Source organism: Pedobacter sp. G11, from assembly GCF_003860265.1.
Lineage (GTDB): Bacteria > Bacteroidota > Bacteroidia > Sphingobacteriales > Sphingobacteriaceae > Pedobacter > Pedobacter agri.
In genome coordinates, this window is record NZ_CP034190.1 from 2,689,096 (window position 1) to 2,706,339 (window position 17,244).

A 17,244-nucleotide genomic window follows, 5' to 3' on the forward strand; every position below is an offset into this window, starting at 1 on the left:
CCATGATGATCCGCTGTTTAGCTGTTGATGACGAATCTTACGCATCAGATATTATTGCAACATTTATTAATAAAACGCCTTTTTTAGCGTTGGTTGGTACCACAACAAATGCATTCGAAGCACTGAACATGGTCCAGGAGGGTAAGGTGGATTTGGTTTTTCTGGATATCCAGATGCCTGAACTGACAGGGATCCAGTTTCTAAAAATATGCGGAGGCAAATGCAAGGTCATCCTAACCACTGCTTATCCCGAATATGCCCTGGAAGGTTTTGATCTGGATGTGGTAGATTATCTCCTTAAGCCAATTTCATATGAGCGTTTTTACAAAGCCGCAATAAAGGCACAGCAAATTATCTCTCCTGCGCAATACGATGTGGTAAATATTCCTGCTTCAGCAGGCGGCAATGATTTTATTTTCATTAAAGGCGATACTAAAAATAAATTCATCAAGGTTAATTACGATGATATCCTTTATATCGAAGGGCTAAAAAACTATGTTTCCGTTTACACCGCTTCGCAGCGGATTATCACTTATCAGGCACTCCGAGAATTAGAAATAGACTTACCCAAGCCTCCGTTTTATCGTATTCATAAATCTTACATCATATCATTAGAAAAAATTAAAATGATAGATGGCAATACGGTTTATATTAACGATCAGTCTATACCAGTCGGGGATACTTACAAGGAGGAGTTTTTCAAAGTGATCAGGGATAAAAAATAAGTCAAAATGCTTAACAATCCAAGCGGAATATAAATGCTTGCAATGGAAAGTGCATCTGCTTAATCAACCAGCCATTTTTGGAAATGAACAGTTAACTCGCTATAGCAATTCAACAATAGCGCAATATTTCTTAAGTTTGCCAGCCTAAATACAGATTAACAACATTATGCAGGAAACAAACTCACTAAACCAGGTTGCAGAATTTCACACTACTTTTAAACATCCAATTTTAGAATCACCAATTATCCCATCTCGCCAGCGGGCAAATCTTCGTGTGGCACTTTTAGCAGAAGAGTTGAAGGAATTACAGGAGGCAATTGAAAACGATGATTTAATTGAAGTTGCGGATGCGCTTTGCGATTTGCAATACGTTTTAGCGGGTGCTATTCACGAATTTGGTCTGGGCGGTAAATTTAAAACCTTATTTGATGAGGTTCACCGCTCCAATATGAGCAAAGCTTGTAAATCCGTTGAGGAAGCCGAGCTAACGATTAAACATTATTTCGACAAAGATCAAACTGAATCTTATTACAAAGAAGTTGATGGATTGTTTCTGGTGTTTAGAAAGGCAGATGATAAAACTTTGAAATCCATCAATTATTCACCTGCTGATTTAAAATCGCATTTAATATAATTTTGCTATTCCTAAAAGTTGGCGGTGGTTCGCTTATATAAAATAATCACCGCTAACTATTATAGATTGGTTCTCAGGTTGCCCATACCACCATCTATATTAATAATTTGGCCAGTCATCCAGCTGCTTTCTTCTGAAAGTAAAAAAGCAATTGCCGAAGCAATGTCTTCAGGCTGTCCGTATTTTCCCAGTGGATGTCTTTTTGCTGAAGCTGTCTTTTTATCATCGGTATTAAGCAGGCTAGCAGATAACTGCGTCTCGGTAAGCGAGGGTGCCACAGCATTTACCCTGATTTTCAAAGCTGAAAATTCTGCTGCAAGCGATTTTGTTAAACCCTCTACGCCAGCTTTTGCTGCAGCAATGCTACTGTGAAAACCCATGCCTGTTTGTGCGGCAACAGAACTGATGAGCACAATGGCAGACGAGCCGGAATTTTTCAGCGGCTTTAGTGCCTGTTGAATAACCTTCGCAGCACCAATAACATTTAGCTGGTAATCATTCAAAAAATCTTCCGCAGAAATGCGGCCGAATGGTTTTAAGGTAATACTACCTACGGCATAAACCAATCCATGTAACTCTTCTGGCAAGAAATCATTTAATGAATCAACTTTGTCTAAAACGTTCATTTCACTGTGTCGTACACTTTCTGGCCATTCCTGGCTATTGCTTCTGGAAACATTATAAATGCTAGCGCCCTTTTCGGCTAAAATTTTTACTAAAGCCAAACCAATGCCTGAGCTGCCGCCCACCACTAAAATGTTCTTGTTTTTGAAATCCATAATAATGATACCTTGAAAAGATAGATAAGGTTTGGACGGTCTGACAATTTAAATACGAGTCAGGTTAAATGTTCCGCAATAAAGATTTTACACGGTTGCAAAGCAAAAAAGTAATTTCCATGAACTTGTTATTAAATGCTTTACATAATTTAGGTATATGACAAAACATAATTTGAAGGTCGGCTTGTTCGGTATCGGCCTTGATACTTATTGGCCGCAATTTGAAGGGTTGGAAAATCGCCTGATCGGTTATCTTGATCAGGTGGCAGGAAAACTGAACAACTATGGTGCAGAAGTGCTGAATTTGGGCTTGATTGACAATGCAGAAAAAGCATTCACGGCGGGGCATGATTTTAGAAAAGGGGATGTGGATATTATTTTTCTATACGTTACCACTTACGCACTTTCTTCAACAGTGCTGCCCGTAGTGAGACGGGCAAAGGTTCCGGTAATCATATTAAATCTATCTCCAAAAGCTGCTATCGATTATCATAATTTCAATAGACTGAACGATCGCACCAAAATGACTGGCGAATGGCTGGCATTTTGCGCTGCTTGCCCGGTGCCTGAAATTGCAAATGTTTTTAAACGGGCTGATATTCCTTTCGAGCAGGTTACCGGAACCCTAAATGATCAGCAAACCTGGCAAGAAATTGAACAATGGGTAGAAGCGGCAAAGGTTGCGAATATGATGAGTCATAATAGCTTGGGTTTGATGGGCAATTATTACAGTGGAATGCTTGATATCTATTCAGACATCACCCTACAATGTGCTGTTTTTGGAAACCATGTTGAAATTATCGAACCTGATGAGCTTACCGCTTTGGCTGAAAGTGTTTCCAGTCAGCAAATCGATGATAAACTGAATGAATTCAAAACTGTGTTTGAAATAGATCCTGCTTGTGAAGAAAGTGAGTTAGAGAAAGCAGCCAGAACTTCAGTTGCGCTTGATCAATTGGTTAAGCGATATGGCCTTGGATCAATGGCTTATTACCACAAGGGTACTGGAAATGCTAATGGCGAAACGATGAGTTCCATCATTTTAGGAAATTCACTTTTAACTGCCGGCGGGGTGCCTGTTGCAGGAGAATATGAAATTAAAAATGCACAGGCTATGAAAATTATGGATGGTTTTGGTGCCGGCGGTTCATTTACGGAATATTATGCTTTAGATTTTGATGATGATGTGGTGTTGATGGGGCACGATGGTCCGGGGCATTTGGGTATTGCCGAAGGAAAAATAAAAGTAAAACCATTACAGGTTTACCATGGCAAGGTGGGCAGCGGCCTTTCAGTAGAAATGTCGGTAAAACATGGCGCAGTAACATTGCTTTCTGTTGTTGAAAATAAGGGGAAAATATTTTTTCTGGTCGCTGAAGGTGAATCAGTAGCCGGTCCGATTCTTGAAATTGGGAATACAAATAGCAGATACCGGTTTGACATCGGTGCAAGAAAATTTGTTGAAGAGTGGAACAACGCTGGCCCTGCGCATCACTGTGCCGTTGGGCTAGGCCATATTAGCAGTAAAGTCAAAAAGCTTGCGAAACTGCTAAACATAGAGGTGATCCACATTTGCTAATGAATGATAAACTTTAATTTTATTTAACATTAAGTTTAATTTTATTTCATAATGTTGTATAAAATTTCAGATACATTAGGCTTCCTATAAGATTTTCATATTTAGAATACTATCTTTAGTTAACCAAATACCCCAGAAATCGATGATTTTTTTCAAAAATTAAACATCTGTTTCTGAAATCTAACTGAAGTTTATTACAAACTAATCTTTATGAGAACGAAAAAGAGCCTACTATTTTTCTTATTTCAATTTGCTGCGATTTTTACATTTGCTCAGAGCTTGAGTTTATCTGGGTTGACGTTGAATTACCAGTCGAACCCTATCGGTATCGATACTGCCGGAATCAGGTTCGGATGGAAAATCAAAACTGATTTAAGGCAAACGATGCAAAAATCTTATGAAATAAAACTGGCTCATTCGCAAAACGATCTGTTAAATAATAAGAATCTAATTTGGAATACGGGAAAGGTTAATAGCGATCAGTCGACACATGTGGTTTATAACGGACCCAAACTGAAAGACAGGCAACGCTATTTCTGGCAGGTGAAAATTACCGACGAAAAGAAAAACAGTTCTGCCTGGAGCGAAGTTCAGTTCTTTGAAACAGGCATGCTTAACAATACAAATTGGACGGCAGACTGGATAGAAAGTGCGATGGCTACGGATGGTAAAGTAGGCCCAGCACCCATATTTGCCAGGCAGTTTGAAGTGATAAAAAACATCAAATCAGCCAGACTTTATATTACCTCACATGGTTTGTACGAAGCCACGATCAATGGTAAACGCGTAGGCGATCAATATTTTACACCCGGCTGGACCAGTTATCACAAACGACTTCAATATCAAACATACGATGTCACCTCGCTTTTAAAATCAGGAAATAATGAGACTTTCGTTACAGTAGGCGATGGTTGGTACAGGGGAAATCTTGAATTTAAGGGCAAAAGAAATACTTATGGCAAGGAGGTAGGCTTACTTTATCAGCTTGAAGTTATTCATGCAGATGGATCGGTAACTACAATCAATTCAGATGGCAGCTGGAAAGTATCGTTTGACGGGCCGGTTAAAAAATCAGATATCTACAACGGAGAAACCTTTAATGCGCTTTTGGTAAAAACTGCTACGAACTTAAAATCCTCTTCCTGGAAAACGGTAAAGGTAGCAGATTATAGTAAGGATAACCTGGTTGCACCTGTTGGGCCGGCGGTGAGCAAACACGAAAACATATCGCCTGTTAAAATATTTAAAACTCCAAAAGGGGAAATGGTTGCAGATTTCGGTCAGAACATGGTGGGCTGGGTGAAATTGAAATTACATGGAAACAAAGGAGATACCGTTACCATTAACCATGCCGAAGTGCTCGATCAGCAGGGGAACTTTTATACCGATAATCTTCGTGCAGCCAAACAGGAAAATAAATATATTTTAACAGGTGGAAAAGAAGATATTCTTGAACCACATTTTACTTTTCAGGGTTTTCGTTACGTTAAAATTTCGGGCTATAAAACCCCGATGGATAAAGATGATTTAACAGGAATTGCCATTTATTCGGATATGAAGCCTACGGGCGAATTTACCTCCTCCAATCCGCTGATTAATCAGCTGCAAAGCAACATTCAATGGGGGCAAAAAGGAAACTTTTTAGATGTGCCCACTGATTGCCCGCAGCGGGATGAGCGTTTGGGCTGGACGGGCGATGCTCAGGTCTTTTTCAATACCGCGGCTTTTAACATGGATGTATCTGGATTCTTTTCTAAATGGTTGCTGGATTTATCTGTTGATCAGCATGATAATGGAAATGTTCCGGTAGTCATTCCCGATTGCAGGGCTAAGGCAAATGCTGGATCTGCTGGCTGGGGAGATGTGGCCACCATTATTCCCTACAACTATTATCAGGCTTACGGCGATAAAGATTTACTGGCAAGGCAATTCAATAGTATGAAGGCTTGGGTCGGTTATATCAAAAGTATCAGCAAAGAGAATTTATGGAACAGTGGTCCGCATTACGGCGATTGGCTGTTTTACACCATGGCAGATGACCGCGATGGTAAAGCAGCGTTAACCGATAAGTTTTTAATCGCCCAGATTTTTTACGCCGCTTCCACACAGAATGTGATTGATGCAGCCAGGGCACTGGGTAAAAATGATGAGGTTAGCATTTATGAATCACGCTTAAAAGACATCAAAAATGCTTTTATGCGGGAATATGTAACGCCTTCAGGCAGGCTCGTGTCGAGCTCGCAAACAGCCTATGTGTTAGCACTGAATTTTGATATGCTTCCAGAAGATTTAAGAAGTCAGGCTGCGGCAAGGCTAGCGGAAAATGTAGCATCCTATAAAAACCACCTCACTACGGGCTTTTTGGGTACACCTTACCTCTGCCATGTGCTAACGCGTTTTGGTTATACTGATGTGGCCTATAAACTGCTTTTGCAGGAAACTTATCCATCCTGGTTATACCCTGTAAAGAAAGGCGCCACCACCATTTGGGAGCGTTGGGATGGAATCAAACCAGATGGCAGCTTTCAGGCCACTTCCATGAACTCTTTTAACCACTATGCCTATGGCGCTATCGGAGATTGGATGTATAAAACCGTAGCCGGAATCAACATTGATCCGAAAAGCCCGGGATATAAAAAGATTTTAATTGCGCCTCAACCAGGGGGCGATTTTAAACATGCTTCAGCAAAATTTGAAAGTTTGTATGGCGAAATTTCATCCGCCTGGAAAACCAATGGCGATAAATTCACCCTGGATGTCAGCATTCCTGCAAATACCACCGCAACCGTAATGCTACCAGCATCAGAAAATGCAGCAATAATGGAAGGAGGAAATGAAGCCGATGGATTGAAATATCTTAAAAAGCTTAAATCGCCATCTAAAAACAAGTCTTTTGAGCTTGGATCTGGCAAATACCATTTCGAATATACCCTTAATAAAACGAGCCGCTAATTTCTTTTTGATGAAACCGATCGACCGACGAAAATTTATACAGTTGAGCAGTTTAACGGCTGCCAATATTGCCATTTTAAGTTCAGTAAATGCCGCTGAATTATTGGATTCTAATTCTGCCGCAGATAGTTTAACATCACTTGAAAATGCTTTTTTGTCTCCTCCGGATGAAACCCGGGCAGGTGGCTATTGGTGGTGGTTTAACGGATTGGTAAATAAGGCAAGTATCACCCGAGATTTGGAAGAATTCAAAGATAAAGGAATTGGAAATGTCTTACTTGTGAATTCTGCCGGCGGTTTGGGCGGAGTTCCCTATCCGCAAGGGGAGAAATTTTTATCCTCAGGCTGGAAAGCGCTTTATCGCCATGCGCTCAAAGAAGCCGACAGGTTGGGCATTGAGGTGGGCGTAAACCTAAGTTCGGGATGGTGCATGGGCGGCCCGTGGATTAAACCTGAAAATGCAGGCAGGTGGTTTTTGCAGTCAACATTAAATTTAAAAGGACCTCAAAATTTTTCAGGAAAACTACCGCTTCCAGGTGGAAGAGATGGCTATAAACATGTTTTTAATCCGCCGGGTTACAAAGATTATATTGATCTGCCTTTGGATCAACTCGATTATCAGGATACTTCAGTTGTAGCCATTTTAAAGCCAAATGGCGATCAAGCCAAAATATCAGGTTCCCGGCAGGCCGTTTTTTCGGCTAAAACAAATCGAAAGGATGCCAGCAATTTCGCCAAAGCAAACGATGTAATGGGACCAACCCTGTTCGCCTGGGAAAATCAGCCTGGTGATCAGCCCATTGATACTAAACAAGTAATTAACCTCACGGACAAAGTGGGTTTAGACGGAACTTTGAATTGGGAAGTACCAGCAGGTGATTGGACCATCGTTCGGACCGGGCACAGGATGACTGGTTCGAAACTTATGATTGCCCAGCCAGAAGCTGATGGATTATCTATTGACTGGCTAGACCACAGAGGAGTAGAGATTCAATTTGAAAACCTGGGGAAGGTACTTTTAGAAGAGGACGCAAAAGCAAATTCTAAAGCGCTAAAATATTTCTGCGACGATAGTTTTGAGGATGGCTTTCCAAACTGGACACCCAAAATCATTGATAAATTCAAAGCCTTTTGTGGCTATGACCCCCAGCCTTATTTTCCTGTACTGGCCGGTTTTATTATTGGGAGCGCCGAAATTTCTGATCGTTTTTTGCATGATTACCGCAAAACAGTTGCTGATTGTATGGCGAATGGGCACTACAAAAGATTTGCCGAGTTGTGCCACGAAAATGGTTTAAAAGTTCAAAATGAATCTGCCGGTCCTAGCCGATCGGGAACCATGTGTATGGATGCCTTAAAAAATCTGGGCAGAAGTGATCAGCCGATGGGTGAATTTTGGTTGGGTGCCAAACATGATGAGCCAGGCGGTTTGGATGATGACCAGCCTTATGGCGTTTCAAGGTTAGAGTACGGACAAAATAAGGTGACCAAAATGGTTGCCTCTGCCGCTCATATTTACGGCCGAAAAACAGCTTCAGCTGAATCCTTTACTTCTTTCAGGCATTGGAAAGATGCACCCGAGCATTTAAAACAAGCTTTAGACCGGGCCTTTTGCGAAGGAATCAATCGGGTAGTCATTCATACCACTACAGCCTCCAGGCCGGAAGACGGTTTGCCAGGCTTTGAATATGGCGCCGGAACACATTTCAATCCCAACGTTACCTGGTGGGAAAAATCTTCAGCCTTTCTTACCTATATATCAAGGTGTCAGCATTTGCTCAGAGCCGGTAAATTTGTAGCCGATGTTCTTTTTTACAATGGAGATGCTGCGCCAAATATTGTGTTGCCTAAACACGTGCCGCCAAGCCTTGGCAAAGGCTATGATTATGATGTTTGCAATGAAGAGGTTTTATTAACCCGTTTATCGGTTAAGAATAAATTAATTGTGCTGCCAGATGGTATGGCTTACCGGGTCTTGGTACTTGCCGATGATGAACGTATGCCCGAAAAGGTAATCGCAAAACTCGAAGAACTGGTAAAAGCGGGAGCAACGATCATTGGTCCTAAACCTCAAAAGTCGCCTGGCCTTGGTAATTATCCAGCCTGTGATCAGTACATCAAATCCAAAGCAAATTTACTTTGGGGTAAGGCCAATGGGAAATCAATCAAGCTGAATCACCTTGGCAGTGGGCGGGTTTTTTATAATGAAAATGTTCGTACTGTGTTGTTTAATGATGGCATACTTCCAGATTTTGAGTATTTAGGAAAGGAAAATTTTATAGATTTTATTCACCGGAAAACTGCCAGTGAAGATATTTATTTCATCACCAACCGGTTGGATCATGCAGTAAACTCCAGTTGTACTTTTAGGGTAAACGGGCAGCCACAACTTTGGGATGCGGTTACCGGAGAAATCATTAAAGCTGTTCCATTTAAAAAAAGTGGAAGCCGGATAACGATCGATCTTCAGTTTGCCCGGTTTCAATCTTACTTTGTTATTTTTCCGAAGGCGAAAACAACAATGCCTGCTCAAAGCAAAACCCTGTTTCCGGTATTTACTCAGAAGCAAATTTTAACGGGCGCATGGGAAGTGAATTTCAATCCTAAGTGGGGAGGTCCGAACAAAATTATTTTTGACGAACTGATTGATTGGAGCAAGCACAGTGATGAGGGAATCAGGTTTTATTCCGGTAAAGCGGTTTATCGTAAAAGCTTTACCTGCAGTTTGCCGGCTAAAGGTAAACGTATGTTTTTAGATTTGGGCGTAGTTAAGAACATCGCATCGGTGAAGCTAAATGGTAAAAATTTAGGTACAATATGGACCAGTCCTTGGCGGGTAGATATTGGCAATAGCGTAAAATCAGGCGAGAACAAACTGGAAATCGAAATCATTAACCAATGGCCTAACAGGTTGATTGGAGATGCCGCATTGCCTAAAGAAAAGCGTTTAACCAACACCAATATCGTATTTAAAAAGACAGATCCATTGCTGCCTTCAGGCTTGATCGGACCAGTTCAGATCATGATCGAGTAACATAACAGTTCATAACAGTTAAGCATTAGGCTATCTCTATTTTAGACCAACCAAATATTTTAATCATCAGAGCATGCAGGCATTTTTAGGCGTTATTTTTCACTTCATCGGCGGTTTCGCGTCGGGAAGTTTCTACATTCCATATAAAAAAGTAAAGGGTTGGGCCTGGGAGAGTTATTGGATCGTGGGCGGTATTTTCTCCTGGTTAATTGTTCCACCTTTAGCAGCTTACTTAACCATTCCTAATTTTACTGATATCATTTCTACCACCAGTGGTCAGATTCTAACCTTAACTTACTTTTTTGGTATCCTTTGGGGCATAGGAGGTTTAACCTATGGTTTAGGTGTTCGCTATCTGGGCGTATCACTAGGGAGCAGTATCATTTTAGGCCTTTGTATGGTTTTGGGTTCTATTTTGCCATCTATTTATTTTGATGTTTTCCCTCAGGAAGGCAAAGATACTTTTACCATGTTTTTAAACACCGATTGGGGAAGAATGGTGATGCTGGGACTTTTGGTTTGTGTGTTAGGAATTATCATTTGCGGAAAAGCCGGGATGATGAAAGAAAAGGAAATTAATACTGGCGTTACCGATCCACATGGACTGGAAGTGAAAACTGAGTTTAAATTTGGTCTAGGTTTATTTGTAGGCATCGTATCGGGGGTATTAAGTGCTTGTTTTAACTTTGGTATCGAAGCCGGCAAGCCAATGGCCGATGCCGCGAACTCCATCTGGAAAGCAGCAAATCCCGCTGAAACCGGAAATTTTCTATTTTCTAATAATGTAACTTATATCATTGTATTATGGGGAGGATTAACGACCAACTTTATCTGGTGTATGATCCTAAACGCCCGAAACAAAACATTCGGAGACTATACCAATAAGCAAACACCACTTCTAAAAAACTATATCTTTTCAGCATTAGCCGGAACAACGTGGTTTCTGCAATTCTTTTTTTATGGAATGGGAGAGAGCAAAATGGGTAATGGCGCCAGTTCATGGATATTGCACATGGCCTTCATCATCTTAATTGCCAACGTCTGGGGGCTGGTTTTAAAAGAATGGAAAGGCGTTTCCAGGAAAACATTAATTACCGTATTAGTTGGTATTCTAACCATCATCGCATCCGTATTAATTGTAGGTTACGGTAATTCACTTAAAGGTTAAATCATATAAAAAAAATCAAAATACTATAATGTCAATCGAAACGAAAAATTATAAGCATGTAAGCTATTTGTGGGATGAAGAGGAAGCCGCAAAGCTAGCTGGAGATGAAGTTGCATTGTTAATTTACCGCTCTAATTTACTAGGCGCCGATTTACGCCTAACCAATTATGGTGGTGGAAACACTTCATGTAAATTACTGGAAAAAGATCCTTTAACAGGATCGGAAACCGAAGTGATGTGGGTTAAAGGATCAGGCGGAGACTTGGGAACCTTGAAAAAAAGTGGTCTTGCAGCGCTTTATGTAGATCGTTTACGCAGCTTAAAAAATATTTACCGTGGTGTAGAACATGAAGATGAAATGGTGGAGTTATTCAACCACTGCATTTTTGATTTAAGTTCAAAAGCACCGTCAATTGACACACCACTACACGGATTTTTGCCTTTCGCACATATCGATCACTTACACCCTGATGCAGCGATTGCAATCGCGGCCGCAAAAGATGGAAAAAAAATCACTGAAGAGTTATTTGGTGGAACCATTGGATGGGTAGAATGGAAAAAACCAGGTTTTGAACTGGGATTGACATTGAAAAAATGTTTGGATGAAAATCCAGGTATCCGTGGAATTATGTTGGGTTCTCATGGTTTATTCACCTGGGGTGATACTGCTTACGAAAGTTATTTAAATACCCTTGATGTAATTGAAATCTGTTCTGAATATCTAACACAGAATTACGGCAAGAAAGGTCCTGTGTTTGGCGGACAAAAAATTGAAAGCGCTGAGGCTGGGACGCGTAAAAAACAAGCTGCCACACTAGCACCGATTTTACGAGGTTTATGTTCATCTAAACAACACATGATTGGTCATTTTACTGATGATGCCCGTGTTTTAGAATTCACTAACTCCAATGATCTTTCTCGTTTGGCTCCGATGGGAACCAGCTGTCCTGATCACTTTTTGAGAACCAAAATCAGTCCTTTGGTTTTAGATTTGAAAGCAGATGCTGATTTATCTGATACAAAAGCGATAAAAGAAACGCTATTACCTGCATTTGAGGCATACAGAGCCATGTATACCGATTATTACGAAACTTGCAAACACGATAATAGCCCGGCTATTCGTGATACAAATCCAGTGGTGATTTTATATCCTGGAATTGGCATGTTCACTTTTTCGAAAGATAAACAAACCGCCAGAGTAGCAGCTGAATTTTATATCAATGCGATTAATGTGATGAAAGGCGCTGAAGCGATTTCAGAATATACCTCTTTGCCGCATCAGGAAGCTTTCAACATTGAATACTGGTTATTGGAGGAAGCAAAATTACAACGTATGCCTAAACCAAAACCACTTACCGGAAAAATCGCTTTGATTACCGGCAGTGCTGGTGGTATTGGTAAAGCCATTGCGAAGAAGTTTGTTGCAGAAGGAGGCGTAGTGATTTTAAACGACATGAATGCGGAGCGTTTAGCTGAAGCGGGTGCTGACTTTGAAAAACAATTTGGCAAAGATTCTTACGCTACTGCAGTATTGAATGTAACTTCTCAGGAAGATATTGATGGCGCTTTTGATGCTGCAGCATTGGCTTTCGGTGGAGTAGATATCATCGTAAATAATGCTGGATTATCAATTTCAAAAACCATTGGCGATCACACGGAAAAAGATTGGGATTTATTGTACGATGTTTTAGTTAAAGGTCAGTTCTTCATTACCCAGGCTGCAACAAAAACGATGCAAAAGCAAGATATTGGTGGCGATATCATTAATATTGTGAGTAAGAACTCATTGGTAAGTGGACCAAACAACGCAGGTTACGGTAGCGCGAAAGCAGCACAACTTCATTTAAGCAGGTTAAATGCTGCGGAACTGGGCGCTGATAATATTCGTGTAAATGTGGTAAACCCAGATGCAGTAATCAGCGATAGCAATATCTGGGCTGGTGGATGGGCTGAAGGCCGGGCGAAAGCTTACGGTATCACTGTCGCCGAATTGCCTGCTTATTATGCAAAGCGTACTTTGTTGAACCAAATTATTTTACCCGATGATATTGCCAATGCATGTTTCGCCTTTGTTGGCGGTTTGTTAAGCAAATCAACTGGAAATATGCTAAATGTTGATGGCGGCGTTGCCATGGCATTTTCAAGATAATAAGTTTACGACCGTCATTGCGAGGTACGAGGTCATCTCTTTGAATAAAGTTAATGGAGATAGCTGAGGCTGGTAATGATTACGAATTGCGTTCCATTTGCAATGAAAGGTCTTAAATTTTAAAATTTAGTTTTAGTAAGTTGTTCTCTCGGTCTGTGGCTTGCCACAGACTGGAAATGACTTTAAATAATCCTCATCGTTTTACGATGATTAGAACAAGGCGAATCTTCGCTTTATTTATTAACCTAACAAACCAAGTATTCTCATGAATATCGAGCAGAACCAAATTGAAAAACACAACGACTCCCTTTTAACCGCCCATCAACGCAAACTTAATTTTTTAAAAGAAGATTGGTCGCACGTTGATTTGGAAAGCGTAATCCAAAAACTGGTTGATTTTCAAATTGCGATTCCATCTTGGGCTTTAGGAACAGGAGGAACACGTTTCGGACGTTTTGCCATTACAGGCGGTGAGCCGCGTAACATAGAAGAAAAAATTGAAGATGTAGGTTTACTACATGCCTTAAACGGTGCAAGTGGTGCCATCTCGCTTCATATTCCATGGGATATCCCACAAAATGCAGAAAGCTTAAAAACACTGGCATCAAGTTACGGTTTAAAGTTCGATGCCATGAATTCGAATACCTTTCAGGATCAGGCAGGTTTGGCACACAGCTATAAATTTGGCTCGTTACAAAACGTAAACAAAGCGGTACGTAAACAAGCCATTGAGCATAACATCGAAGTAATTAAACATGGTATTGCATTGGGTTCTGATGCGTTAACGGTTTGGTTGGCTGATGGATCATGTTTTCCAGGACAACTTAATTTCCGCAAAGCTTTTGAAAATACTTTAGAAAGTTTAGAAGAAATTTATGCGGCTTTACCAAGCGACTGGAAAATGTTTGTAGAATATAAAGCTTTCGAGCCGAATTTCTATTCTACTACAGTTGGAGACTGGGGTCAATCCTTGCTTTATGCCAGCAAATTAGGTAAACAAGCTTATACATTGGTTGATTTAGGTCACCACTTGCCAAACGCAAACATTGAGCAAATTGTAGCTTTACTTTTAATGGAAGGAAAGCTGGGTGGATTCCACTTCAACGATTCTAAATATGGTGATGATGATTTAACCGCAGGAAGCATTAAGCCTTATCAGTTGTTTTTGATTTTCAATGAACTGGTTGAAGGAATGGATGCCAAAGGGATGAATCACGCTAAAGATTTAGGATGGATGATAGATGCCTCGCACAATGTAAAAGATCCTTTGGAAGATTTATTGCAATCGGTTGAGGCGATAATGATCGCTTATGCTCAAGCTTTGTTGGTTGATCGTAAAGCACTTAATGCTGCTCAGGATAACAATGATGTGGCTGGCGCACAAGAAATTTTGCAAAATACTTTCCGTACCGATTTAAGAGCATTAGTTGCCGAAGCAAGATTAAGAGCGGGTGCTGCCTTATCGCCAATTGGCTTATACCGCGATTTAGCTGTTAGAAGTAATTTAGTTGATCACAGAGGAAATACTGTAGCTACAGGTTTATAAATAGGAGCGAGAGAAATGCCAAAACCGGTTATTGCAATATTTGACGTTGGGAAAACGAACAAAAAGCTTTTTTTAATTGATGAAAATTATCAGATCGTTTACGAGCGATCTGCTCGTTTCGTAGAAACGGTGGATGAAGACGGTGAACCATGTGAAAATTTGGAAAGTCTTAAATCATCAGTTTATGATTCATTGCAACAAGTATTGCAAATGAAAGAGTTCGATATTAAGGCGGTTAATTTCTCAACTTATGGGGCCAGTTTTGTTTATCTTGATGAAAGCGGCGAACCTTTAACGCCGCTCTATAATTACCTCAAAGAATATCCCGAAACGCTGAAGCAGGAATTTTATGCAAAATATGGTGGGGAAGAAAAAATCTCTTTAGAAACAGCCTCACCAATTTTAGGAAGCTTAAACTCAGGCATGCAACTTTACCGCTTAAAGCACGAAAAACCCGCTATTTTCGATAAAGTAAAATGGGCTTTACATTTGCCGCAATATCTAAGCTATCTCATCACCGGAAAAGCGATTGCAGATATTACCAGTATTGGTTGCCATACCCAGTTGTGGGATTTTAACAAAAATGAATACCATCATTGGGTAACTTCAGAAAAAATTGATCAGAAATTCGGTGCTTTTACTCCCGCAGATTCCAGTGTTAAAACCGAGTTTAACGGGGCAACTTTCCAGGTGGGTGTAGGGCTTCACGATAGTTCCGCGGCATTAATTCCCTACCTGGCAAATTTTAATACGCCGTTTATTCTCATTTCGACAGGGACCTGGTGCATTAGTTTAAATCCGTTTAATCAGGAACCATTAACAAAGGAAGAACTGAAGCAGGATTGCCTTTGTTATATGCATTATAAGGGTAAACCGATTAAAGCTTCACGGATTTTTGCTGGCTATGAGCACGAAGTGCAGCTCAAACGCATTGCAGAACACTTTGACCGGGCGGCTTATTTGTTTAAGCACCTGAAATTCAACCCTTCGATGATTTTGAAGCTGGCGAATAAAGTACCTGAAAACTTAATTCCACAAACTGAATTTTCGGCTGTTTCTGCCTTTCCCGAGCGTGATCTGAATCTATTTCAAACTGCCGAAGAGGCTTATCATCAGTTAATATTTGATTTGGTTAAACAACAGATTTATTCTTTAAACCTCGTTTTAAATAATGGCGTAAAAAGGGTTTTTGTTGATGGTGGATTTGGTAAAAATGCAATTTATATGCATTTGCTGGCTACTTCCATTCCCGATATCGAGGTCTACGCCTCGTCGGTTTCACAGGCAACTTCAATAGGTACTGCCCTTGCCATTAACGATGCCTGGAACGAAAACCCTGCACCGACGGATATGATTCAACTGAAATATTATTCTGCTATCCAGCGAACAATAGAATCTTAAAATATAATTCAATAAGCTTTGCCGCGGATGTCTTTGAGTCAATCACTGATGATCCCCAAGACATCCGCGGTTTGTTTACCAAGTTTTTTTTCGAGTTCTGGATCTTGTTTTTCACTTCTGAAACAGAGATTTTTCTTATATTCGAATCTCCACGTGAATCATTTTGAAAGCAGACGACGTCATATCCCACATTCAGATTGATGAATATTCATCAACACCTAAGTATAAACAGCTTACTAATGCCATTTTAAGTGGTATTGAATCGGGTAAGTTAAAGAAAGGCAGTTTGCTCCCTTCGATAAATGAGCTAAGTTTTAGTCTGGAAATGTCTCGCGATACTGCCGAAAAAGGTTATCGTAACCTTCGTAAACTTGGCGTAGTCGATTCAGTTCCGGGCAAAGGTTACTTCATCATTAACACCGATTTTTCAAGAAAATTGAAGGTATGCCTGCTTTTTAACAAATTAAGTACGCACAAAAAAATCATTTACGATTCATTCATAAAGGCGATAGGGGAAAGCGCTGCGATCGATTTTTACATTTACAACAATGACTTTGTTTTTTTTAAAAAGATGATCACTTCTAAAATTGACGATTATACTCATTTTGTGATTATTCCTCATTTCCTGGAAGGTGGAGAAAATGCACACGAGGTAATCAATACCATCCCGAAGGAAAAACTTGTTATTTTGGATAAGTTGTTACCCGGCATTACGGGAAATTTTGCTGCAGCTTATGAAAACTTTGCTCAGGATATTTACGCAGCTTTAGAGCAGGCACTGGAACAGCTTTCTAAATATCACACCATTAAAATTATATTTCCCAAACAGAGTTATGTGCCCCAGGAGATTTTAACTGGTTTTTACCGCTTTTGCCAGCAGTATGCTTTTAGTCATAAAGTGATTCATAATGTCAAGGAAGAAGAAATCAATTCTGGAGAAGTTTTTATTAACCTGATGGAAGATGATTTGGTAACTTTAATCGAAAGGCTGATTGTACTCAAACTTGACATTGGAAAAGACGTGGGTTTAATTTCTTATAATGAAACGCCTTTAAAGCGATTTATTCTTAATGGGATCACCACCATTTCTACAGATTTTCACCAGCTGGGCACTCAAGCGGCAGCGTTCGTATTAAATGGTAAGACTGAAAAAATCGAGGTGCCATTTTATCTTAATCTTCGCAAATCTCTCTAATTCAACTGTCAATTATCGCTAGAACGACATTGTAATCACCGGTATAGACCACATCTTTCAATCAATGTCCTTCATACAAAAG

General features: G+C 40.3%; 11 protein-coding genes. 10 read left to right on the plus strand and 1 reads right to left on the minus strand.

Features of this window, described 5'->3' with window-relative positions; all coding sequences use genetic code 11:
* The first annotated feature begins 2 nt into the window (after positions 1 to 2).
* Together EA772_RS11710 and EA772_RS11715 are read left to right on the plus strand one after the other, a co-directional pair.
* On the plus strand, positions 3 to 725 hold the full coding sequence (locus EA772_RS11710) for a LytR/AlgR family response regulator transcription factor (RefSeq protein WP_371683153.1): 723 nt from the start codon (positions 3 to 5) through the stop codon (positions 723 to 725).
* Between the two features lie 166 nt (positions 726 to 891).
* On the plus strand, positions 892 to 1,359 hold the full coding sequence (locus EA772_RS11715) for a nucleoside triphosphate pyrophosphohydrolase family protein (protein WP_124913400.1): 468 nt from the start codon (positions 892 to 894) through the stop codon (positions 1,357 to 1,359).
* A 59-nt stretch (positions 1,360 to 1,418) separates the two neighbouring features.
* Here the strand turns inward: EA772_RS11715 and EA772_RS11720 are convergent, their stop codons facing one another.
* A complete protein-coding gene (locus tag EA772_RS11720; protein WP_116169815.1) occupies positions 1,419 to 2,138 on the minus strand; it encodes an SDR family NAD(P)-dependent oxidoreductase in 720 nt (239 codons plus the stop codon).
* 157 nt (positions 2,139 to 2,295) lie between these two features.
* Here EA772_RS11720 and EA772_RS11725 point away from each other — a divergent pair, with 157 nt between their 5' ends.
* The 8 genes from EA772_RS11725 to EA772_RS11760 all read left to right on the plus strand — a co-directional run bounded on the left by EA772_RS11725 (position 2,296) and on the right by EA772_RS11760 (position 17,162).
* Positions 2,296 to 3,717 carry an arabinose isomerase gene (locus EA772_RS11725; RefSeq protein ID WP_124913402.1) on the plus strand — a complete coding sequence of 474 codons (1,422 nt, stop codon included), beginning with the start codon at positions 2,296 to 2,298 and terminating at the stop codon, positions 3,715 to 3,717.
* Between the two features lie 210 nt (positions 3,718 to 3,927).
* Positions 3,928 to 6,669 (plus strand): glycoside hydrolase family 78 protein, encoded by a 2,742-nt coding sequence (locus EA772_RS11730; RefSeq protein WP_124913404.1) that lies wholly within the window; start codon positions 3,928 to 3,930, stop codon positions 6,667 to 6,669.
* Positions 6,670 to 6,679: 10 nt separating this feature from the next.
* Complete coding sequence (locus tag EA772_RS11735) at positions 6,680 to 9,703, plus strand: glycosyl hydrolase (RefSeq protein ID WP_124913406.1); 3,024 nt, start codon at positions 6,680 to 6,682, stop codon at positions 9,701 to 9,703.
* Between the two features lie 73 nt (positions 9,704 to 9,776).
* On the plus strand, positions 9,777 to 10,871 hold the full coding sequence (gene rhaT, locus EA772_RS11740; protein ID WP_124913408.1) for an L-rhamnose/proton symporter RhaT: 1,095 nt from the start codon (positions 9,777 to 9,779) through the stop codon (positions 10,869 to 10,871).
* 28 nt (positions 10,872 to 10,899) lie between these two features.
* Entirely contained in the window at positions 10,900 to 13,020 is a 2,121-nt protein-coding gene (locus EA772_RS11745) for a bifunctional aldolase/short-chain dehydrogenase (RefSeq protein WP_124913410.1), read from the plus strand.
* 265 nt (positions 13,021 to 13,285) lie between these two features.
* A complete protein-coding gene (locus tag EA772_RS11750; protein WP_124913412.1) occupies positions 13,286 to 14,566 on the plus strand; it encodes a sugar isomerase in 1,281 nt (426 codons plus the stop codon).
* 15 nt (positions 14,567 to 14,581) lie between these two features.
* Positions 14,582 to 15,967: an FGGY-family carbohydrate kinase gene (locus EA772_RS11755; RefSeq protein ID WP_124913414.1), complete on the plus strand. Its 1,386-nt coding sequence runs from the start codon at positions 14,582 to 14,584 to the stop codon at positions 15,965 to 15,967.
* A gap of 163 nt (positions 15,968 to 16,130) precedes the next feature.
* Positions 16,131 to 17,162: a GntR family transcriptional regulator gene (locus EA772_RS11760; protein ID WP_124913416.1), complete on the plus strand. Its 1,032-nt coding sequence runs from the start codon at positions 16,131 to 16,133 to the stop codon at positions 17,160 to 17,162.
* Positions 17,163 to 17,244: the final 82 nt, after the last annotated feature.